Origin of the sequence: Komagataeibacter melaceti, from assembly GCF_003403295.1 — a bacterium.
Taxonomy (GTDB): Bacteria; Pseudomonadota; Alphaproteobacteria; order Acetobacterales; family Acetobacteraceae; genus Komagataeibacter; species Komagataeibacter melaceti.
Genome location: NZ_QUWV01000097.1, coordinates 1 through 22,277, shown reverse-complemented (window position 1 = coordinate 22,277; position 22,277 = coordinate 1). Strand labels below are relative to the sequence as shown.

18 protein-coding genes are annotated in these 22,277 nt (G+C 60.3%); 5 read left to right on the top strand and 13 right to left on the bottom strand.

Annotated features, from left to right (window positions below; all coding sequences use genetic code 11):
• The 5 genes from DY926_RS11465 to tkt all read right to left on the bottom strand — a co-directional run.
• The coding region (locus DY926_RS11465; protein ID WP_148707768.1) for an HAD family hydrolase at window positions 1-166 on the bottom strand (166 nt) is incomplete at its 3' end.
• A 54-nt stretch (window positions 167-220) separates the two neighbouring features.
• Window positions 221-1,753 carry a glucose-6-phosphate dehydrogenase gene (zwf, locus tag DY926_RS11460; RefSeq protein ID WP_116703490.1) on the bottom strand — a complete coding sequence of 511 codons (1,533 nt, stop codon included), beginning with the start codon at window positions 1,751-1,753 and terminating at the stop codon, window positions 221-223.
• Between the two features lie 117 nt (window positions 1,754-1,870).
• Window positions 1,871-2,872, bottom strand: coding sequence for a phosphogluconate dehydrogenase (NAD(+)-dependent, decarboxylating) (gene gnd / locus DY926_RS11455; RefSeq protein ID WP_116703496.1), 1,002 nt, complete (start codon window positions 2,870-2,872; stop codon window positions 1,871-1,873).
• A 108-nt stretch (window positions 2,873-2,980) separates the two neighbouring features.
• The gene (locus DY926_RS11450) at window positions 2,981-5,848 is read right to left on the bottom strand and encodes a bifunctional transaldolase/phosoglucose isomerase (RefSeq protein ID WP_116703495.1); all 2,868 of its coding nucleotides are present in this window, start codon (window positions 5,846-5,848) and stop codon (window positions 2,981-2,983) included.
• Window positions 5,849-5,935: 87 nt separating this feature from the next.
• Window positions 5,936-8,056, bottom strand: coding sequence for a transketolase (gene tkt / locus DY926_RS11445; protein WP_116703494.1), 2,121 nt, complete (start codon window positions 8,054-8,056; stop codon window positions 5,936-5,938).
• 1,016 nt (window positions 8,057-9,072) lie between these two features.
• Here tkt and DY926_RS11440 point away from each other — a divergent pair.
• Window positions 9,073-10,557, top strand: coding sequence for a sugar porter family MFS transporter (locus DY926_RS11440; protein WP_241503178.1), 1,485 nt, complete (start codon window positions 9,073-9,075; stop codon window positions 10,555-10,557).
• Between the two features lie 274 nt (window positions 10,558-10,831).
• On the opposite strand, the gene DY926_RS11435 is transcribed toward DY926_RS11440, so the two are convergent.
• Window positions 10,832-11,728, bottom strand: a complete 897-nt coding sequence (locus tag DY926_RS11435; protein ID WP_116703489.1) for a fructose bisphosphate aldolase — start codon at window positions 11,726-11,728, stop codon at window positions 10,832-10,834.
• 819 nt (window positions 11,729-12,547) lie between these two features.
• Between DY926_RS11435 and DY926_RS11430 the strand changes: the two genes are divergently transcribed.
• Complete coding sequence (locus DY926_RS11430) at window positions 12,548-13,918, top strand: NAD-dependent succinate-semialdehyde dehydrogenase (protein WP_116703488.1); 1,371 nt, start codon at window positions 12,548-12,550, stop codon at window positions 13,916-13,918.
• Between the two features lie 180 nt (window positions 13,919-14,098).
• Here DY926_RS11430 and DY926_RS11425 read toward each other — a convergent pair whose 3' ends face one another.
• Window positions 14,099-15,004 (bottom strand): LysR family transcriptional regulator, encoded by a 906-nt coding sequence (locus DY926_RS11425; RefSeq protein WP_116703487.1) that lies wholly within the window; start codon window positions 15,002-15,004, stop codon window positions 14,099-14,101.
• Between the two features lie 119 nt (window positions 15,005-15,123).
• On the opposite strand from DY926_RS11425, the gene DY926_RS11420 reads away from it, so the two are divergent.
• Together DY926_RS11420 and DY926_RS11415 are read left to right on the top strand one after the other, a co-directional pair.
• Complete coding sequence (locus tag DY926_RS11420) at window positions 15,124-16,179, top strand: aromatic ring-hydroxylating dioxygenase subunit alpha (protein ID WP_116703486.1); 1,056 nt, start codon at window positions 15,124-15,126, stop codon at window positions 16,177-16,179.
• A gap of 13 nt (window positions 16,180-16,192) precedes the next feature.
• Complete coding sequence (locus DY926_RS11415) at window positions 16,193-17,137, top strand: PDR/VanB family oxidoreductase (RefSeq protein WP_116703485.1); 945 nt, start codon at window positions 16,193-16,195, stop codon at window positions 17,135-17,137.
• A gap of 108 nt (window positions 17,138-17,245) precedes the next feature.
• Here the strand turns inward: DY926_RS11415 and DY926_RS17565 are convergent, their stop codons facing one another.
• The 6 genes from DY926_RS17565 to DY926_RS11395 all read right to left on the bottom strand — a co-directional run bounded on the left by DY926_RS17565 (window position 17,246) and on the right by DY926_RS11395 (window position 21,721).
• Window positions 17,246-17,401 carry a hypothetical protein gene (locus DY926_RS17565; RefSeq protein WP_186336153.1) on the bottom strand — a complete coding sequence of 52 codons (156 nt, stop codon included), beginning with the start codon at window positions 17,399-17,401 and terminating at the stop codon, window positions 17,246-17,248.
• On the bottom strand, window positions 17,398-17,550 hold the full coding sequence (locus DY926_RS17310; protein WP_158551966.1) for a hypothetical protein: 153 nt from the start codon (window positions 17,548-17,550) through the stop codon (window positions 17,398-17,400). The genes DY926_RS17565 and DY926_RS17310 overlap by 4 nt, the downstream gene beginning before the upstream one ends.
• A gap of 97 nt (window positions 17,551-17,647) precedes the next feature.
• Window positions 17,648-18,814 (bottom strand): FMNH2-dependent alkanesulfonate monooxygenase, encoded by a 1,167-nt coding sequence (ssuD, locus tag DY926_RS11410; protein WP_116703484.1) that lies wholly within the window; start codon window positions 18,812-18,814, stop codon window positions 17,648-17,650.
• A gap of 366 nt (window positions 18,815-19,180) precedes the next feature.
• On the bottom strand, window positions 19,181-20,119 hold the full coding sequence (locus tag DY926_RS11405) for an aliphatic sulfonate ABC transporter substrate-binding protein (protein WP_241503177.1): 939 nt from the start codon (window positions 20,117-20,119) through the stop codon (window positions 19,181-19,183).
• 58 nt (window positions 20,120-20,177) lie between these two features.
• Window positions 20,178-20,867 (bottom strand): ABC transporter ATP-binding protein, encoded by a 690-nt coding sequence (locus tag DY926_RS11400; protein ID WP_241503179.1) that lies wholly within the window; start codon window positions 20,865-20,867, stop codon window positions 20,178-20,180.
• A gap of 65 nt (window positions 20,868-20,932) precedes the next feature.
• Window positions 20,933-21,721, bottom strand: a complete 789-nt coding sequence (locus tag DY926_RS11395; RefSeq protein WP_116703491.1) for an ABC transporter permease — start codon at window positions 21,719-21,721, stop codon at window positions 20,933-20,935.
• 361 nt (window positions 21,722-22,082) lie between these two features.
• Here DY926_RS11395 and DY926_RS17690 point away from each other — a divergent pair.
• A partial coding sequence (locus DY926_RS17690) for a hypothetical protein (protein WP_206609045.1) occupies window positions 22,083-22,277 on the top strand: 195 nt, incomplete at its 3' end.

Genomic DNA, 22,277 nt, shown 5'->3' with positions numbered 1-22,277 from the left:
CCATCTTCATGCCCTTGGGCGGGCGGCCACTGGTGATGGTGAACAGGATGCCGCGCTCACGCAGGCGTTCGACCGCCCTGATCGCGCGTGGCGTCAGGATCTTGTCCTTCGTGACCAGCGTGCCGTCCACATCCGCCAGTACCAGGCGTATCTTTTGTTCAGGCACGGGCGTACCCTCCTGTCAGGTTACGGTTTTTCCGGGGGGTATCGGCGGGCATGGTCATGACCCGATCTTGAGCCAGTGGCGGTGGTCACGCGCCAGCAGGTCATCGGCAGCCTTTGGCCCCTCGCTTCCGGCGGTATAGAAATCCAGCCCGGCGGGGGCGTGCATCTGGTCCAGCACGGGTTGCACCACGCGCCATCCGGCCTCGATATTATCCGCGCGCTGGAACAGCGTCGCATCGCCAATCATGCAGTCATACAGCAGGGTCTCGTAGCCGGTGCTTGGCCCCTCATGAAACCATTCCGAATAATCGAACTTCATGCGCACGCCGCCCAGATGCACCGTGGGGCCGGGAATCTTGGCGGAAAACTGCAATGTCACGCCTTCGGTCGGCTGGATATGCAGCAGCATGATATTGGGCGTGAGCCTGTCAACCGGCGTGTCACGGAACAGGGCATAGGGCGCTGACTTGAAATGCACCGCGATTTCCGTCTTGCGCGCGGCCAGCCGCTTGCCCGTGCGCACATAGAACGGCACACCGGCCCAGCGCCAGTTGTCGATCATGAGCTTCATCGCGACATAGGTTTCGGTGTGGGAATGGGGGTCCACGCCCGGTTCCTCACGGTAACCGACAACGGGCTGCCCCTTGATGCTACCCGCCGTGTACTGCCCGCGCACCACGTCATGGGACTGCACGGTATGGATGGCCTTGAGCACCTTGGTCTTTTCATCACGCACGGCATCGGCATCGAACGAGATGGGCGCTTCCATGGCCGTCATGGCCAGAAGCTGCATGACATGGTTGGGGACCATATCGCGCACCGCGCCCGTGCTTTCATAAAACCGCGCACGCTGTTCCACGCCAACCGTCTCGGCTGCGGTGATCTGGATATGGTCGATATTGTCGCGGTTCCACAACGGCTCGAAAAACCCGTTGGAAAAGCGCAGGGCAAGAATGTTCTGCACCGTCTCCTTGCCCAGATAATGGTCGATCCGGTAAATCTGGGATTCATCAAGCGTGCGCAGCAGCCGCTCATTCAGCACGATGGCGGATGCAAGGTCGCTGCCGAAGGGTTTTTCAATAATGACGCGGCGAAAAGCCTTCGTGCTTTCCTTGGCAAGCCCCGATGCGCCAAGCTGGTCCACGATGGGACCAAAGAAACGGGCCGCCACCGCAAGGTAGAAAATACAGTTCTGGTTGCCGATTTTCTGGCTCAGGGCATCATACGTCGCCGTATCCTCGAAGGAGCCGCGCACATAGTCGATGCTGGTGGCCAGGCGCTGCCATATGTCATCATGCAGGCTGACGGCTTCGGTCCCGCGACTGGTGACGAAGTTCTTCAGGGATTCATGAAAGCTGTGGCGCAGGTCGGTGGCCGTGACATCAGCCCGGTCCACCACGATGATGGAGAAGTGACTGTCCAGCAGGCCAGCACTGGCGAGGTTGTAGAGTGCCGGGACCAGAAGGCGATGCGTCAGGTCCCCGCCCCCGCCAAATATGACAAATACCCCCGGCGGCCCCCGACGCGGCATGTTTTCATGCCGCGTGTCGTCAATCTGCGAGGACGCGGATGCGACAATGCTCTCCATCTTGCTTCTCCCTGAATCCCTGAACTTTTCTGGTGCGTAAAACCCGGCAGGCCCGCCCGTGGTCGTTGGGTGCCAGCGTGGTCGGTACCGGCCGGGTGTGTCATCTGGCGGCCGAACTCAGTTGTTCGTGCCTTCGATATGGCCACCAAAGCCGAAGCGCATGGCTGACAGCATCTTCTCGGCAAAGTTGTTGCCGGTGCGCGAACGGAAGCGGGTGAACAGGGCCTCCGTCATGACCGGAACGGGCACGGCTTCCTCAATCGCGGCCTCGATGGTCCAGCGCCCCTCGCCGGAATCCGCCACGTCGCCCTTGTAGTTGGACAGGTCGGGATTGCCCGCCAGCGCACGCGCCGAAAGGTCCAGAAGCCACGAGGACACCACGCTGCCCCGCCGCCATACTTCCGCAATGTCGGTCATGTTCAGCTCAAAGCGCTGGTCTTCGGGCAGGTCGGTCGAGTTCTTGGACTTCATGACATGGAAGCCCTCGGCAAAGGCCTGCATGATGCCGTATTCGATGCCGTTATGGACCATCTTCACGAAGTGGCCAGAACCGGCGGGACCGCAATGCAGGTAGCCCAGTTCGGCGCGCGGGTCGAAGCCGGGCTTGTCGCGGTTGGGCGTGCGCGGGATAGTGCCCAGACCCGGCGCAAGGGCGGACAGGATGGGGTCGATATGATCGGTCGCATCCTTGCTGCCGCCGTACATCATGCAGTAGCCGCGCTCCAGCCCCCACACGCCGCCCGATGTGCCGACATCAATGTAATGGATGCCCTTTTTCGCCAGCTCGGCGGCGCGGCGGATGTCATCCTTGTAGAAGGAATTTCCACCGTCGATCAGGATATCACCCTTGCCCAGCAGGCCGTCCAGTTCCTGTACTGCTGCCTCGGTCACGGAGCCTGCGGGCAGCATGAGCCAGATGATCCGGCGTTGTGCCGTCAGCCTGGACACCATGTCCTTCAGCCCGGATGAGGCGATGGTCTTGCCGGCCTCGGCCCGTTCCGCAACCTTGGAAATCACACCGGGGTCACGGTCATAAAGCACCACATCGTGCCCGTGGCGTGTCAGGCGGATGGCGATGTTGCCGCCCATCTTGCCCAGGCCCACTATACCAATCTGCATGATTGTCATTACTCCTGTAGCAGGGGCGCACCCCCGCGCTTCAGCCCGCGTTCGGGCTGGTGAAAACGTGGACCCCGCCGGTCATGGCGGGGTCGGCCCGGATATGGGTCAGACGGCGGCGCTGATGGCCTGCGCCAGTTTTTCAAGGCCGGATTTCAGATCACCATGGATATGCACCCGCAGCACGCGGCGGCCCCGTTCGGCCAGCACCTCCATGTCACCACGGGCCTGTGCTTCCTTCACGATACCGAAGGTGTATTTCTCACCCGGCACCGGCAGGTTCACCACGTCATCGCAGGTGATCTGCATGAACACACCCGTGTTGGGCCCGCCCTTGTAGGCCTGCCCTGTCGAATGCTGGAAACGCGGGCCGAATTCGGCTGCCGTGGCCAGTTTCAGCCCATCGCGCACGGACAGCCGCACCTTCTGTATCCATTCGCGCGTGGCCGTATCACGGTCGATATAGGCCAGCAGCGCCACGTAATCACCCGCCCCGGCGCGGGCGAAATGCGCCTTGAGGATCGCCTCCGCCGTCGTGCCAGCCTTCAGCGCCGCCGCGTTTTTCGGGTCGGCATAGAAGGCAAAGGGACCATCCTTGGCAAACGGCTCATAGGGCGGCAGCTTTCCGGTTTCATTGTAAGCGTTGGTGATCTTCTTGGTCTCGATCTTCGAGGCCTCGACATCAGGCTGGTTGAAGGCGTTGATGCCGATGATCGAACCGGCCACGGCGGTGGCGAATTCCCAGCGGAAGAACTCCTCAAGCACCTGACGGCGCTCATGCAGTTCAATGGTCACCACCGGCTCGCCCGCCTCGGCCAGCGCGGCGAAGGCCGCGTCCTGCCGGGGGCACGGATCTTCAGCCAGGCGCAGGTAGGCGAAGACACGGTCCTTGCCATACACATCGGGCTTGCCGATCGTCTCGTCATCAATTGGGATCAGGCCCTTGCCGTCCTTGCCCGTTGATTCCGCCAGAAGCTGTTCCAGCCATGCACCCATGTCGTAAATGCCGGGGGACGCGATGATGGTCACCTTGTCGCGCCCGAAATCACGCGCGGCCACGCCAAGCACGCTGCCCAGCACCACGCCGGGGTTCTGCGCGGGCGGGACGGAGGCGGCGCAGGACTTTTCACCACGCAGCGCGGATTCAAGCAGGAGCTTCAGCGGCAGGCCCGCCACGGCGGCGGGCACCAGACCGAAATCGGACAGAACGGAATAACGGCCACCGATCTGCTTTTCACCGTAGAAGATTTTCCAGAAACCGTCCTTCTTCGCCACGTCTTCCATGTGCGAGCCGGGATCGGTCACGGTGATGAAGTGCGATCCGACCTTGTCGCCCAGCACCTTTTTCGCCTGATCGAAGAAATAGGCCTTGAGGATGTTCGGCTCCAGCGTGCCGCCGGACTTGGACGAGACGATGAACAGCGTCCTGCTGATGTCGATCCTGTCCTGAAAATCCCTGATCTGCTGCGGGTCAGTGCTGTCGAGGACATAAAGGTGCGGGAAGCCTTCATGCTTGCCGAATGTCTGGGCCAGCACTTCCGGGCCAAGGCTGGAGCCACCCATGCCCAGCAGCAGCGCATCACGGAAACCGCGCGCCTTTACCTCTGCCTGGAATTCCTCAAACTTCGACAGCGCGAGAAGCTGGTCATCAACAATCGTCAGCCATTTCAGCCAGTTGCCTTCGTCCCGGCCGGTCCATAGCGTGGCGTCCCCTGCCCACAGGCGGCGGACGTTCCCCTTTGTGCGCCATGCCTCCAGTTCTTCCCTGACCGCGGTATCAAGGCTGGCAGGCAGGTTCAGCGTGGTTTTGGTGACCTTGTTCCCCAGAAAAGCCGCCTGCTTGGCCGCGATTGCGCCGAGGAGCGCATCAAACGCATCCTCAAACCCCCGCACGCCTTCGGTAACAAGGGTCCGGGTCACACCGTCGAGGTCAAGGCCAAGACGCCGGGCTTCACTGATGACCCTGTGGGCGCCGGGCAGGTCCTGTGTCAGGGTATCGGCAACCCTGCCATGGTCACGGAAATCATCGAAGGTCGCGGGCGGGATGGTGTTGACGGTCTCGGGGCCGATCAGCCCGTCCACGTACAGCACATCGCTGAAGGTCTTGTCCTTCGTGCTGGTGCTGGCCCACAGCAGGCGCTGGGGCATGGCCCCGGCATCGGCCAGTTTTTTCCAACGGGGGCTTCTGACAATGCCCTGCCAGTATTCATAGGCCTGCTTGGCATTGGCAATCGCGACCTTGCCGCGCAGGCCCCTGAGGCTTTCCGCCTCCCTGTCACCAGCGGCAATGCGGGCATCAATTTCCTTGTCGATCTTCACGTCAATACGGCTGACGAAGAAGGAGGCGACACTGGCAATGCCCTTCACGCTCTCGCCACGGCTCAGGCGCTCTTCCAGCCCGGCGATGTAGGCTTCCACCACTTTCTTGTAGGCACTCAACGAAAACAGCAGGGTGACGTTGACGTTGATCCCTTCGGCAATGGCGGCCTGGACCGCAGGTGCGCCCTCATCCGTTCCGGGGATCTTGATCATGAGGTTGGGCGCGCCCACGGCAATCCACAACCGGCGGGCCTCCGCAATCGTGGCCTTCGTATCGCGTGCCAGATAGGGCGAGACCTCAAGGCTGACATAGCCGTCCACCTTCGCGGTCTGTGCATAGACCGGGTGCAGGACCTTTGCAGCCGCACGGATGTCATGGATTGCCAGCGTCTCGTACAGGGTTCCGGCGTCAACGATCCTGTCCGCAAGGATCTGGCGTATCTGCGGGTCGTAATCGGTGCCATGGCCCATGGCTTTCTGGAAGATCGAGGGGTTCGAGGTCACGCCCTTCAGCCCGTCTTCCTCCACCAGCTTTTTCAGCTTGCCGCTTTCGGTATAGGAACGCTGGATAAAGTCCAGCCAGGGCGACTGGCCATGGCGTGCCAGTTGCTTCAGCGGGTTGGCGGCGTCACCAGTACCGGCTTCATACGCGGTCATGAAATGTTTCCTTCCTGTTTTGCGGATGCCACCCGGCATGGTCTGCCCGGTGGCTGTCCGGTCTTTCATTACGGCTGGGCTATCCGGTCAGTGCCCGGCGGCAAGCTGCCTGCGGGCTGCGGCCAGCACGGCTTCCACCGTGAAGCCGAACTTGACCTCAAGCTCACCAGCGGGGGCCGATGCGCCGTAGGAGTGCATCACGATAGTTGCGCCACGCAGGCCGACATAGCGCTCCCACCCAAGGCGCGCGGCCTGCTCCACCGCCACACGTGCGGTGACATCGGGCGGCAGCACGCTGTCGCGATAGGACTGGGGCTGGGCTTCAAACAGGTCCCATGAGGGCATGGAGACGATACGCGCCTTTACCCCCTCTGCCCTGAGCTGCTCGAAAGCCTTTACGATCAGCCCGACCTCGCTGCCTGTGGCCATGAGGATGACATCGGGCCTGCCATCGCTGCTATCAGCCAGCACATAAGCGCCCTTTGCCAGCCCCGTGGCCGGGGCATAGGTCTTGCGGCACAGGGTGGGCAGGTTCTGGCGCGTCAGCACCAGCACGGTGGGGCGGTCAACCAGCGGGACAAGGGTGCGCCAGGCTTCGGCCACCTCGTTGGCATCCGCCGGGCGGATGAGCGTGACACCTGGTGTGGCCCGAAGCTGGGCAAGCTGCTCAACGGGCTGGTGGGTCGGGCCATCCTCCCCCACGCCGATGGAGTCATGGGTGAAAATATACAGCACCGGCAGCTTCATCAGCGCTGCGAGGCGGATGGGCGGCTTCATGTAGTCGGAGAAGATGAAGAAGCCCGAGCAGTACGGCCGCAGGTAAGACAGCGCCAGCCCGTTGCAGATCGACCCCATGGCGTGCTCGCGCACACCAAAATGCAGGTTGCGCCCGCCATAGGTACCGCCCCATTGCGGCGGCTGGAAATCACCCGCGCCATCAAATGTCAGGTGCGTCTTGGTGGATGGCGAGAGGTCGGCCGAGCCGCCAATCATCCATGGGTAACGGGAAGCAACCTGATTAAGCACCGTGGCGGAACTGGCGCGTGAGGCCAGTCCCTTGGCATCAGCCGGGAAATCCGTGATCTGGCTGTCCCAGCCTTCGGGCAGTTTTCCGGCCAGGATCAGGTCAAGCCGAGCGGCAAGGTCGGGATGCTCCTTGCGGTAGCGGTCCAGCAGTTCGTACCATGCCCTGCTTGCCGCCGCACCACGCGTGCCAATTCCCTGCCGGAAGTGCTCGGGCACGCCCTCGGGTACATAGAAGCTCTTGTCTTCCGGCCAGCCATAGAATTTCTTGGTCTCGCGGATTTCCTCAACACCAAGGGGGGAGCCGTGCGCGGCGGCCGTGCCCGCCTTGTGCGGCGAACCCCAGCCAATGATGGAATGGACAATGATCAGCGTAGGGCGGGAGGTCTCGGCCTTTGCCTCCGCCAGCAGGCGGCGGAAATCGCCTGTATCATTGGCGTCCTTCAGTTCAAGGACATGCCAGCCATAGGCCTCGAAGCGTTTGTGGACGCTCTCGGTAAAGGCGATGCGGGTATTACCCTCGATGGAAATATGATTACTGTCATAGATCCATGTAAGGTTGCCCAGCTTCAGGTGCCCTGCGATGGAAGCCGCCTCGCTGGACACGCCCTCCATGTTGTCGCCATCGCCGCAGAATGTGTAGATGTGATAGTCAAACAGGTCGAAGCCGGGCCGGTTGAAATGCGCAGCCAGCCATTTCTGGGCAATGGCCATGCCAACCGAATTGCCACATCCCTGCCCCAGCGGGCCGGTTGTGGTCTCGACACCGGCGGTATGGCCATATTCGGGGTGGCCAGGCGTGCGGGAATTGAGCTGGCGGAACTGCTTGAGATCCGCCAGCGTGAGGGATGGCCTGTCGGCCACGACGCGCCCGTCCCTGACATCACGGATACCGGCAAGATAGATCAGTGAATACAGCAACATGGAGGCATGCCCGATGGAGAGCACGAACCTGTCGCGGTTGGGCCAGAGCGGGTTGGCGGGGTCGTAGTTCAGGACCTCACGCCACAATGTATAGGCTGGCGGGGCAAGCGCCATGGGCGTGCCCGGATGGCCGGAATTGGCTTTTTGCACCGCATCCATAGCCAGTGTACGGATTGTATTGATACTCAGGGTGTCAATATCCGCCCGTGTACTTCCAGCGCCATCTGGCGCCCATACGGGACAAGGAAATAATGAACGCATGAAATCGTCCTCCATTGTCACGGCCAGCCCTGTCGCAACGGTCGTTACATGGGGCTGCATGGAAGGACGCTGCCTGTCCTGTCATGCCTGCATGCCACGTACGTCACATACCTGTGCCGAGTTCAATTACCCTGCCGCCATACGTGGCAGTACAGGGACTGATATGCCGATATTTCCCAAATATAACGGACAGGACCGGATGTAATGGGCACAGTCCTGCAATTTCCTCACCGGGAACAGGCCGTCATGTCTGGAGCGGCAGTTCCTGTATTGAAGTCCCAATTTTCTTCCACGACCAGCCTTGGTAAATCACGAGTCCTTGATACCGATTTATTCTGACCACGCATGGTCATACATTTTCCATATGCTGTTATTGAAACCTGACAGAATATGTCACCTTCACAGAACACGCGGTTTTCCGGGATTTTTTGCATGTTCTACGATGCCGGAAGCACAGCCAGGCGCGGACAGGACAGGGCCCGAAACCCGGGATAAATACCGGAACTGTACACAAAAATATGTGCAGATTACGCCGGAACAAAATAACCAATAGACAGAATCGAATAGATTTTTAGGATTATTAAATAGAATATATATGAATATAAAATACATTATGGAGATGAATTCAATTCCATATCCATATCTTGCTTGAATGCCGAATCCGTTACTTATACCTGCAATGCGGACCGCACATGTCATATTTCAGGCGGCACCTTTCCGCGCCATTATGAGGCTGTTAGCAGACACGATGGGTTCTGGCCCCCCTCATCGCCACCATTTTTAGGTTTCCCGTCTATTTTATATAAAATTATTAAATATTTCTGTCACAGAAATATGTTGGAAATCGGATGCATATATATTTCCCACAGCGGGGGAATATATGCATTGATGCACTCCTGTCAGCGACCGTAACCATTCAGCACACCTGACCGCAGGCCGGATTACTTGTGTCCGTACACGGCAGCCGTGCAACAGGACGCGTATATTCCAATAAATAAAAAAGAAGGTGCCGCCCAATGCCCGAAGTTGACCCGGTTGTCCATGACCGCACAACTGAATCCACCTCCACCATCGGAAGTACTTCCACGGGCGTCTCCACCCCGGGGCATGCCATTGTTGTTGGTATCCTGGCAGCACTTGCCGGTCTCATGTTCGGGCTGGATACCGGCGTCATTGCTGGTGCGCTCCGTTTTATTGGCAACGATTTCAATGCATCGCCCCGCACGCAGGAATGGATCGTTTCCTCCATGATGGCGGCGGCGGCCGTGGGGTCACTGATTGCCGGGACAATCTCGTTCCGCTTTGGCCGCAGGCGGGCGCTGCTGGGGTCCTCCATCCTTTTCCTTGTCGGCTCATTGATCAGCGCGCTGGCCCCTTCGGTTGCGCTGCTGATTATCGGGCGGATTTTCCTTGGTTTCGCGGTGGGGATAGCGGCCTTCACGGCACCGCTTTACATATCGGAAGTCTCGGCCGTGGCGCAGCGTGGCTCCATGATCGCGTGCTATCAGTTAATGATGACGGGCGGCATATTCCTGTCCTACGTGACCGATGGCATGCTGGCGCATGGCGCGCACTGGCGGTGGATGCTGGGGCTTATGACGGTGCCGGCCACCGTATTCCTTATCGGTTGCCTGTTCCTGCCTGACAGCCCGCGCTGGCTCATGATGCGGGGCGAGAAGCTGCGCGCGCGCAAGGTCATGCGTTACCTGCGCCCCAGCCCGCAGCAGGCGGACCGGGAAATATCCGACATCGCAACCGAACTGACCCGGGGCCGGTCCGAAGGGCTGTCATTTTTCCGCCATAACGCCAACTTCCGGCGCTCGGTTGGGCTGGGCATCGTGCTACAGATCATGCAGCAGCTTACCGGCATCAATGTGCTGATGTATTACGCGCCCAAGGTGTTTCAGGCCGCCAATTTCGGCGTTTCCGCCGCAGGCTGGGCCACGGCCCTGATCGGCCTGATCAACCTTGTTGCCACATGCGTCGCGATCGTTACGGTTGACCGTTGGGGCCGTCGGCCACTGCTGCTGCTGAGCTGCGCCATCATGACCGGCAGCATGCTGCTGGCTGGCGGGCTGGTTGAATATGGCGGGCATGATACCGTAGCCCAGATTGCCATGGTCGGGTCGCTGCTGGTTTTTGTGCTGGGGTTCGCCATTGGCGCGGGGCCGCTGGTATGGACGTTATGCGCCGAAATCCAGCCCCTGCGTGGCCGTGATTTCGGGATTGTATGCTCAACCTTTACCAACTGGGCCACGAACTGGGCTGTCAGCAATACATTCCTGAGCGTGCTCGATACATTGGGAGAGGCCCATACATTCTGGCTGTTTGCCGGGATGAACGCCCTGTTCATCGTCATCACGCTGTTTTACGTGCCGGAAACAAAAGGCGTCTCGCTGGAGGATATTGAATCGCACCTGCTTGCAGGCTGGCCGCTGCGTGATCTGGGGGCACATGCCCTGCCAGGTGCGTCCGGGGCATCCCCTCGCCCCTCCCGCTGAGAGGCTGCTTGAAAATCACTGATTGATAAAAAGCGATAAAAGTTTTTGGGTGCTGCCCTTTTTCAAAAAGGCGGCGTTTCCTGAAGCTTTCTGCAAAAAGCTTCACCAAAAACTTCCTTATGATTACAGGATGTTCCGTAAAATGGCTTTTCAAACGGTCTCTAAATCACCGGGCAAATAAAAACGGCTTCCAGATACCCGGAAGCCGTTTTTATTTTACTACCATCCTGTTCCGCTCCCCCCTTCCGCTGGTGGAAGGGGGAATGGCACGGGTTCAGGCCTTCTGGGTTGAAGCCTTGAAAATCTGGTCGATGGACTTGGCAAGGGCCGCATCGAATTCCGCATCGCTCATGGTGTAGCGCAGGTCTTCGAGCAGCGCGCGCGAGAAGCTGGCGATCATGCCATGATTGGCCGACAGGCGCTGGCAGGCCTCATCACGCGGGTAACCACCCGACAGGGCGACAACGCGCTGCACCCGGGGGTGCTTGACGAGATCAAGGTAAAGATCGGCCTTTTCCGGGATCGAGACCTTGAGCATGACCTGATAATCACCCGGCAGGGCATCGAGACCACGGCGCAGTTCATCATGCAGCAGGGCTTCCGCACCGGCCTTGTCCGGGCTCTTGATCAGGACTTCCGGCTCAAGGATGGGCACAAGCCCCTTCTGCGCGATCTGCTCCGCAAGGGCAAACTGCTGCTTCACGATTGCCGCGACACCCTCGGGCTCGGGCAGGCGGATGACAGAGCGCGCCTTCGTGCCGTAAATACCTTTTCCGATCGCCTGATCAAGCAGCGCGTCCAGATTGGGGATGGGCTTCATCAACTGCACGCCCCCGGCCTCGGCTTCCAGCCCCTTGTCCACCTTCAGGAACGGGACAACGCCCTTTTCCTTCCACAGATAGGTCGGGACGGGCGTATCCTTCACCAGTCCGTTCATGGTCTGCTCGAACAGGATGGCCGCGAGGATCTTCTTGCCCGTAAAGGCAGGAGCGGTAATGACCCTGACCCGCATCTCATGCATCAGGGCAAACATCTGCGCATCGGTGCTGTAGGCACTGTCGGGTATGCCATAATGCCTGAGCGCACCCGGTGTCGATCCACCGCTCTGGTCCAGGGCCGCGATGAACCCTTCGTTTTCCGACATGTTCTTACGCATCTGGCTAACAGTCATGATTATTTATCCCATTCTTAATATTTATATATAACCGAGGCGATAAGTTATCATAATATATGAAAGCTGGAGTTTACATTGGTTAATAATTTAAAATATAAGTGAATGTTCGTAAATACAAAAAACGCACACGGGCTGACACAACTGGCCGGTGGCGTTGCTGGCCTTCTCCCTTCGGGCCTGGGCGCAACCGTATATCGTCACGGCACCGACTGGCTACGGCCATTATATTGCCCCCGCCAGTTCGATAGACACGCCGGGCTGGCTGACCGGGCAACCGGCAGACGGCCGCATCCTGTACGGTCGGGGTAAATGACTGGCCGCGCCAGCATAAGGAAAAAGCCAATACCGATCTCCTGACCGCACCGGCAATGTCCCCTCCCCGCCTGATATCTGGGTCAGCACCATAACGCCCATTGTACGTAATGCGCAAGACAGGCGCAAACCGGTCATGACCTGCCGCAAGCCCCGCTACGCCGGCAGGCTATCCGCAGCCGCAATCCAATTTCACCGGCAAAGGCATGGCCCATCGGCATTCCGCACCATGCGCGACCATTACAGGACCGCAGCAGTCCTTCTTGTCCACCCGACCGTGCCCTGCCCGTAACGCATAACACCCCGTAGCAAAAAAGAATTTTCACGCGATGTTGAGCAGCAAAGGGTTTGTCACACAGGGATGACTATATATGGTCGTATATAGACAAATACAGCGGACAACCTGACACACCATTACGGCAGATAGAGGCGGGCGGGCCGATCATGGCCCCGACGCAGGGTGTGCGGGTGTTCAGCCGAAAATATCGGGAGGTTACAGTCACCATGCTTTACCAGACCATAAATCCGTACACGGAAGAAAAGCTCAAGACATTTGACCTGCATTCGGATGCGCAGCTTGCCAGTATTATTGAAACGGCGGACAACACCTATAAAAACAACTGGCGCAAAAAAAGTTTTGCCGAACGCCGGGCCGTCCTGCACAAGGCCGCTGAAATCATGCGCCATAACCGGGATGCATTCGCAACCCCCATTACAGTGGAAATGGGCAAGCTGTTCCGCGAAGCGCAGGCAGAAGTTGACCTGAGCGCCGATATTCTTGACTACTACGCCGATAATGCCGAGAGATTTCTTGCCCCCACCGACCTGAAGGTTGATGACGGCAAGGCCACGGTCCTGAGCCAGCCCATTGGCATCATATTCTGCATCGAACCGTGGAATTTCCCTTATTACCAGCTTGCCCGCGTTGCTGGCCCGAACCTTATGGCGGGCAATGTCCTGATTGTTAAGCATGCCCCCGGCGTGCCGCAATGCGCGGTCATGTTTGAAGAACTGCTGGCCAATGCAGGCGCGCCGGAAGGCACGTATTCAAACGTGTTCATCACCAACGAACAGTCGGCCACCGTGGTTGCTGACCCGCGTGTGCGCGGCGTGGCGCTGACCGGCAGCGAGCGCGCGGGCAAGGCCGTGGCGGCGGAAGCCGGGAGCGCGCTCAAGAAAAGCACCATGGAACTGGGCGGCAGCGATGCCTTTATCGTGCTGGATGATGCGGATCTGGATGTTGCGGTAAAATGGGCGGTCTGGGGCCGCATGAACAATACCGGGCAGTGCTGTGTCGCCGCGAAGCGGTTTATCGTGCATGAAAAGATTGCCGATGCCTTTACTGCCCGCTTCAAGGCGGAGCTTGAAAAGCTGGTGCCGGGCGACCCGATGGATGAAAAGACGACCCTCGGCCCGCTATGCAGTGAAAGCGCGCTGAAGCTGGTGCTTGGCCAGATCGAGAGTGCTGTGGCGCATGGTGCGCGCGTGGTTACGGGCGGCAAGCGCATTGATCGCCCCGGTTATTTCCTGCAGGCGACCATTCTTGATAACATCAGCAGGGACAACCCGGCTTTCCATCAGGAATTTTTCGCCCCCGTGGCCATGATCTTCCGCGTGCCGGATGAACAGTCCGCCATCGACCTGGCCAATGACTCCCCCTACGGCCTGGGTGGCTCCGTCATTACGACCGATATCGCGCGCGGCAGGCGGGTGGCCAGCCAGATTGAAACGGGCATGGTCTTCATCAACCGCTCCACATGGACCGCACCCGGCCTGCCGTTTGGTGGCGTGAAGAATTCGGGCTATGGCCGTGAACTGTCTTCACTGGGCATAGAAGAATTCATCAACAAAAAGCTCATCCACGCACCGGCGTAAATAAATACATATGGATCATGATGACGGGCCCCTTCCGTTACCCGTCTTCATGATCCCCGGATGTGCTCCCCGCCTGCGACTGACGTTGCAGACGGGGGTTTTTATTGGGGGAACGGATATTCACGCCCCTCCGTTCGGACAGGACCGAATACTGCCACCACCAGTTCTGCGGCATCCGTATCAGGCAACGTGCCGGGACATGATTTCATCAATCATGTTCCCGACCAGATGCGTGGTGCGTGAAAGCTGGCGCGTGCGGTCATGCACCAGCGCCAGCGTAAGGTGCGGCACGTGGGCGCCCACAAGCGGCACAAAGGCCATATCCCCCCGCATCACTTCGGACATCACATCCAGATAGCTCAGAAAACCGATACCAATGCCCGCCGCCACGAGGGAGATGATCATCTGGACATTGTTCGCCCGTGCCGAAATGCGGGGGTCGATGCGCCCGGCATCCATAAGCCGCGCAAAGACGGATGAAAGCGCCAGCGGCTGTTCCGGCACGACCATGGGATAGTCCGCGCATTGCGTCAGCCGGATGGCGGTATGCTGCGCCAGCGGATGGTCAGGACGGCAGACAAAACCAAGCGGGAAGGACATGCGCCGGATCACTACCAGGTCACGCAACTCCTCCGGGTCCAGCACAAGGGCAAGGTCCCCTTCACCAGAAAGCAGGGCCTCATGAATCCGCCGGGTGTCGCGTATGTTCATGTTCAGCACCACGCCGGGGTGGCTTTCCTTCATGCGCCTGACCAGTTCAGGCAGGAAGGCGCGTGACAGGGCCTCGGGTGCGAGCAGGTCAACCTGCCCCCGGCGTATGCCCTTCAGGTCATCAATCTGGCGGTTCAGGTCATCAAGGTCCTTAACCCAGCGCCGCGCGCATCCATACAGCAGTTCCCCCGCCGCCGTCAGGCGCATGCCGGTGGGCAGGCGCTCGAACAGCGGGGTCTGGAGCTGTTTTTCACCCAGCAGGATGTGCCGGTTGATGGCTGAACCCGCAATATGCAGGTCCTCGGCCGCCTTGCGGATGGAAGAATGGCGGGCGACCGCCAGGAAATAGATCAGGAAGCGGGAAAAGGGCTGCATGCGTTCTTATTTTGAGAATGGAAAACCATCAATTATGATATATCCGAGATCAGATTGCGTGTGAAATGATCTTTCTGAAAGCCGCCGGAAAGCACCGGCCCTGTTCAGGAGAAGCAGTCATGACCACCGCCACCAGCATCCGCCCTGCCGAGCCCCACGGCCTGCCCCGCAACATGACGTTTGATGTGGATGACTGGACCATCCTGGCCCGCCACTGGTACCCCGTGGCCCTGGTGCGCGAACTGGGTGAACAGCCGCTGGGCGTGACCCTGCTGGATGCCCCGCTGGTGGTCTATCGGGCGGGAGACAGCATTGTCGTGGCCGATGACCTGTGCCCCCACCGTGGCGTGCCGCTCAGCATGGGCAAGGGTGACGGGCAGACCATCGCCTGCCCGTATCACGGGTTCCGCTTTGGCGGGCATGGCAAATGTGTCCGGGTTCCCGCCCATCCGGACAGCGCCATTCCATCAAAGCTCAACCTGCGCACCTATCCGGCGGTGGAACGCTACGGCCTGATCTGGACCTGCCTGCGGCCGGTGGAGGACAAAATCGACATCCCCCCCATGCCGCACTGGGATGACCCGTCCTTCCAGCAAATCAACTGCCCGTGGATTGATATTGGCGGCTTTGCCGGGCGGCAGGTCGAAGGGTTCATTGACGTGGCCCACTTCGCCTTCGTCCATACCGATACCTTTGCCGACCCTGAAAATCCTGTCGTGCCGCCGTATAAGACCCGCGTCACACCGGACGGGTTCGAGGCGGAATATCGCAGCAACGTCGGCAATTACCCCATTGGCCGCACCGACCGGGGTCGGCCGGGCTTTGAATGGCTGCGGCATTTCCGGGTGCATGTGCCCTTTACCGCGACGTTGGAAATCCATTTCCCCGATAACGGGCGGCTTGTCATCATGAACGCGGCATCCCCCGTCTCGGCCCGCCAGACGCGCATGTTCGCACCCATGTGCCGCAATTTCGACAAGGACCTGCCGCTGCAGGACGTGTACGACTTCAACCTGCGGGTGTTTGAGGAAGACCGTGCGCTGGTGGAAGCCCAGAAGCCGGAAAACCTGCCGCTGGACCCGACGCTTGAAGCCCACGTGATGGCGGACCGTAGCTCGATCGCCTATCGCCGCGCCCTGCGCACGCTGGGGCTGAGCCAGTTCTTCACGGCCTGAAGGGACCCGGCCCATGTCTTCCCTGTTTCCTGTCATTGTCGAGGAGATCGCACCCGAAGGGGCCGGGTGCGTGCGCCTGCGTCTGGCCGCGCGCCCCGGTGATGATGCCCTGCCCGCCCATGAACCCGGCGCGCATATTGATGTCATGACGCCTTCGGGCCTGATCCGCCAGTATTCCCTGTGCGGTCTGGCCGATGGTCCCGGGGCCTATGAACTGTGCATCAAGCGCGAAGCTGATTCCCGTGGTGGCTCGGAATCATTATGCACCCAGGTCCGGCAGGGCATGGAACTGCAGATATCCCACCCGCGCAATGCGTTCCCCCTACCCCGGGCACAGCGCTACATTCTTGTGGCAGGCGGGATTGGCATAACCCCGCTGCTATCCATGATGACCCGGTTGCAACGCGACGGCGCTGACTGGCAGCTTTATTACTACACCCGCGTGCCAGAGCAGGCGCCATTTGGGAATATGCTGCGTCAAAGCCCGTATGGGGCGCATGTCCGATTCTGCCGGAGCCTGAAGAACGGGTATCCAGATGCGCTGGACAACCCTGCCGCCGATACGGCCATCATGCTGTGTGGGCCGGACGGCTTCATGAACGCCGTTTTTTCCCACGCTGTCGCCACGGGCTGGCAGGCTGACCAGATCCACACCGAATATTTCCGCTCTGCAGAAACATCACACGCCATGTCTGACCGTCCGTTCGAGGTCATTCTGGCGCAGTCGGGAATGACCGTGACCGTACCCTCGGGGCAGAGCATCGCATCCGCCCTGCTTGCGGCGGGGGTGGATGTACCCCTGTCGTGTGAGCAGGGTATGTGCGGCGCCTGTGTCGTGCCGCTGCTGTCTGGTGAAGGGGACCACCGGGACATGGTCCTGACGGAAGATGAACAGGGGAGCAGCATAGCCCTATGCTGTTCACGCAGTCGCGGCCCCTCCCTGACACTGGGTATATGATGCACCGCCAGCCCGGTCATCCGGCCTCCATCTTCCGATGGGCCGGTGAACCGGAGGCTGGCGGCGCTCCACTACCATAGGCTGCCGCTGTTACGGCAGCAGCACCTGTCAGCGCCCGGCAAGCTGGGCTTCGAGCTTTTTCTTCTCTTCGTTCAGGGCGTGGACGTGCTCCGGATTTTCCTTCTCCGCACGCGCCAGATCGCGTTCCACCTCTTTCAGGCGATGCTCGAGCGCTGCGGTGGGCGGTTCGTGATGTGTGGTCATGATCTTCTTCCTTGCTTCCAGTCGAGGACTTTATCAGGCAGGCGTGACGTTACCGGGTTACGCCATGCCTGCCCCGCAATCCCGCGCATCGTGCCTGCTTCGTGTTCAATCCAGTCAGTCAGGGCGATGCGGTCCGGTTCGGGATGCATTTCCTTCCTGTAATGTGGGGCAACGACAGGGTCGTTTACAGGCGGTGGAACGCGGGGCAGCGATGCATGCACATCATCGGGGGCAGCGCCACGCGCGTCAGGACGCCGCCTGCAGGGGCGGAATGGTGTTGGCGATGCTTTCCCCAAACGGGCCTGTATTGTTCACACTGGCCGCCGGGCGCGTGGCATGCGCCGTGGGCAGCAGGGGCAGGACCAGTTCACCAAAACGCCATGCTTCCTCCAGATGTGGATAGCCCGAAAAGATGAAGCTGTCGCAACCGGCCTGGCGGTATTCATCAATCCGCTCGGCCACCGTTGCCGGGTCCCCCACCAGCGCCGTGCCAGCCCCGCCGCGCACCAGCCCCACGCCTGCCCACAGGTTGGGGCTGACTTCCAGCCGGTCGCGCCGCCCGCCGTGCAGGGCCGCCATACGCTGCTGCCCCACCGAACTGAGCCGTGAGAAGATGGCCTGCGCTTTCGCAATGGCCGCGTCATCCAGCCGCGAAATCAGCCTGTCCGCCGCAGCCCATGCCTCCTCGGTGGTTTCTCGGACGATGACGTGCAGCCGGATGCCGAAACTGACTTCCCGCCCCTCCTTTTCCGCCGCTGCGCGGACGCGGGCGATCTTTTCACGCACCTGCGCGGGCGGCTCGCCCCATGTCAGATATTTATCGACCCGCTTCGCGGCGACGCGGATGCCCTCATCGGACGAACCGCCAAAATAGAGTGGCGGGCCATTCTTCTGGTGGGGCGGAAAGAGCAGGTGCCCGTCCTCGATATGGAAATGCGGGCCGTGATGCGTCACCGTCTCGCCACGCATCAGCCGTGAATAGATATCAAGGAACTCATCCGTAACGGCATAGCGTTGCGCGTGATCAAGAAAAACGCCGTCGCCCGCGTTTTCTTTCGGGTCGCCGCCGGTAACGATATTGATCAGCAGCCGCCCCTGTGACAGGCGATCCAGCGTTGCCGTCATCCGCGCGGCAAGGGTGGGAGACAGCAGGCCGGGACGCAGGGCGATCAGGAACTTCAGCCGCTCGGTCGTGGGCACGAGGGCCGAGGCAACCACCCATGAATCCTCGCAACTGCGGCCGGTGGGGATCAGCACGCCATAAAAGCCCAGACTGTCCGCCGCGCGGGCAACCTGTTGCAGATAGGCCAGATCGACCGAACGGCCACCTTCAGCCGAGCCGAGGTAGCGTGTTTCACCATGTGTGGGCAGGAACCACAGGACATTTATCTTTTCAGGAGCCTGAACCATCATACAACCCTCATGAAACTGGATATTGTCTGGAACCATCACGCGGCACCGCGTGACGGCGGAATGGTCTGGGCAATGCGGGCGGGCCATGGGAAGCACACGTCCCGGGCCATCAGCATCACGAAATCATCTGGCGTTCCGGAACACCACTATCGGGGTTCGATTCATCTGGTGGGCGGGAACGTTTTACATTTAACGGTTAATTATAGTTCTGTTTTATTTTCTTATTATATTTTACATTAAGTCAATATCATTTATATTTATCGTAAAATATTTATAAGTTACTTTATCGTTTATTTCATAATTGTGATAAACAACACTTTGTGGTCGTGTTTACTTGGGGCATATCCACACCGTCTTACCTTTCCATCACATTATATGCGGTGCCGCGGCGGCCACGTCCGGCACTGCGGGTAGCAGACCCGCTGCGTGAAAGCCTTCGGCAATCCTCTGCTGGCCTGCAATCACATCGGGCGTCATCGGCAGGAGTCCGTACCGCAGCTTCGCAAGCGATCGGGCGACCACATCCGGCGCCAGCCCGGTGCTGTGCGCCAGCAGGGCAACGACTTCATCCCTGTTGCTGGCAGCCCAGTCATCGCATTTTGCCACCGCGGCAAGAACGGCGCGGACCAGATCGGGGCTTTCCGCCCAGAAGCCCCGGCGGGCAAGGTAGAATGCCGTACCCCCGTCCACATCGTCGCCGGTGGCAATCGTCCTTGTATTAGCGTTTGCGCCGGACAGGTACGGGTCCCAGATCGCCCATGCATCAATCTGCCCCGTTTCAAACGCGGGACGCGCTGCTGCGGGCAGAAGGTAGGAGACCGTGACATCAGCAAGGCTCAGGCCATGTTTGCGGAGTGACGCGATCAGCAGCCAGTGGGCATCCGCCCCCCGCGTCACCGCAACGCGCCTGCCTTTCAGGTCGGCAACCGTGCGGATGGTACTGGTGGCAGGAACGATGATCGCCTCACTCGCGCCGCATCGTGCTTCATGCCCGGCATAGACCAGCGCATCGGGCGATGCCGCCTGAACGAAGACAGGCGGCAGGTCACCCGTCTGCCCGAAATCCAGCGCCCCGGCCACCAGCGCCTGCAACAGTGGCGGCCCGGCGGGAAACTGGGCCCATTCCACCCCGATCCCGGCGGGACGCAGCGCTTCTTCAAGGAAGCCCCGTGCTTTCAGCAAGATGAGCGTGCCGTATTTCTGATAACCGACCCGGATGGTCCGGGTCGCGCCATGTGCGCGCCACGGGACAGCGGCCATGACCCCCTGGGCCGCCAGCGCGGCAATGGCATGACGTCTCGACAACAACAAATCCTGTCTCCCTTCCAATAACCGGGCCTGCGCGCCTGACCTGTCCGGTCTGTCAGTCATCGTGAACACCCAGCGCATCCAGCAATGTCTGGCGGAAGCGTTCAAACCTGGGGTCGGTGTGCCGACGGGGGCGGTCCAGCGGTATGGCAATATCCGTGCGGATGCGCCCGGCTTCGAGCACCACGGCCCGGTCCGCCAGCAGGATCGCCTCATCCACATCATGGGTGACCAGCAGGACGGCGCAGCGATGGCGCTGCCACAGTGCCGCGACAAGACGCTGCATCTGCAACCGGCTCAGTGCGTCCAGTGCCGCGAACGGTTCGTCCAGCATCAGGAAATCCGGCTCGCGCACCAGCGCCCTTGCCAGTGCGGCGCGCTGGGCCTCACCGCCAGACAGGGTCAGTGGCCATGCATCGGTGCGATGGCCCAGCCCGACCTCCACCAGCACGGCTTCGGCCCGGGCGCGGCTGGCCTCATCCTTTTTCTGGCCCAGAACGACATTCTGCCAGACACGCCGCCACGGCAGCAGCCGACTTTCCTGAAACACGACCGCCATATTGTCCGGGCGGCGGACCGACCCGGCCGTTACCGGGTCAAGCCCCGACAGCGTGCGCAGCAGCGTTGATTTGCCCGACCCGCTGCGGCCCAGCAGGGCCACGAACTCGCCCGGTGCAATGTGCAGGTCCAGCCCGTCCAGTACCGCCGGACCGCTGGCGAAACGGCGGGTCAGGCCACTGACCATCACGGCGGCAGCGGCGGGTCCGGCCACCGGTTCGAGCGCTATCTGCTGTGGGGACAGGAACGTATTCATGCGCCATCTCCCCGGCGCGGCGAAAGCGGGCGCCAGACCAGCAGCCATGCCTCCAGCCCGCGGACCAGATTATCCGACAGCAGGCCAAGCAGGCCGTACACCATCAGCCCCACGAGGATGATGTCCGTCCGCAAAAAATCTTCCGCGTCCATCATCATGTGCCCGATGCCGCTTTCCGCGTTGATCTGTTCGGCCACGACAAGCATCAGCCACGCAACCCCCACGGCGTAGCGCACGCCAACCAACAGGTCAGGCAGAGCGGCGGGCAGGATTACATCGCGCACCGTCTGCCCGTGCGAAAGCCCCAGCGTCCGCGCCATTTCCAGCAGTTTCGGATCGACCGTGCGGATGCCCTTGTGAAGGTTGAGATAGACAGGAAAGGTTGCGCCAAGCGCGACCAGAAGCACCTTTGGCGTCTCCCCTATCCCGAACCAGAGAATGAACAGCGGCACCAGCGCCAGCACCGGCAGGGTGCGCATGATCTGTAGCGGCGCATCGACAATATCCTCGCCCATACGCGACAGCCCTGAAACCAGGGCAAGGCCCACCCCCGCCAGCAGCGCGATTGACAGCCCCAGTGCCGCACGCAGCAGTGAAATGCCGAGATTGGCCTCCAGCGTGCCATCACGCAGCAGCGACCATGCCGTCACGGCAATCTGGGCTGGTGAGGCGACAAGGCGCGTCGAGACAAGGCCCACGGAACAACTGACCTGCCACAGCGCCACCAGCGCAAGCGGCGACACGTAACGCGAAATATCCCGCCATCGTGGCAGGCGGCTACGCATGGGCAGGAAAGCGGACACCGCATCCGCCGTCAGGGCATGGGCACGAATGGCTGAAGGCTGGAATGTCTCAAACATACGATCACCCGCTGTGGTTTATGGAGACTCTATCACGAACTTCTATGGTGGAACCGTTACACACGATTCATATTTGTTCAATGTTTTTTATACGATTCTATATGGTTGTTACGTGGCAGAGCATCATCCCTTGATTTTCTGCTCAACGAATCCGCCATTTTTCAACGGAACCGGCACGATATTTAAACGATTTATAATGTCATATTGACTCTTGTAAAAACATATGAACGACTGTGTGTAGTGATATTAACATACAACACATTGATTCGTTTAATCGGGGAATGCGATGCGCACCATACCGGACGGACAGCAGGGATTGCGGTGGACTTCATCGGACAGACGCCTGGTTGCCCACTGCTCCCTCGCCTTCTCGCTGCTGCTGACAACGGGGATCACCCGCCCGGGATATGCCGCACCTGACCGTGACCACGCCCGGCACCCCACCAGATCGGTCGGGACCAGCGCCCCCACGGCCCACCCT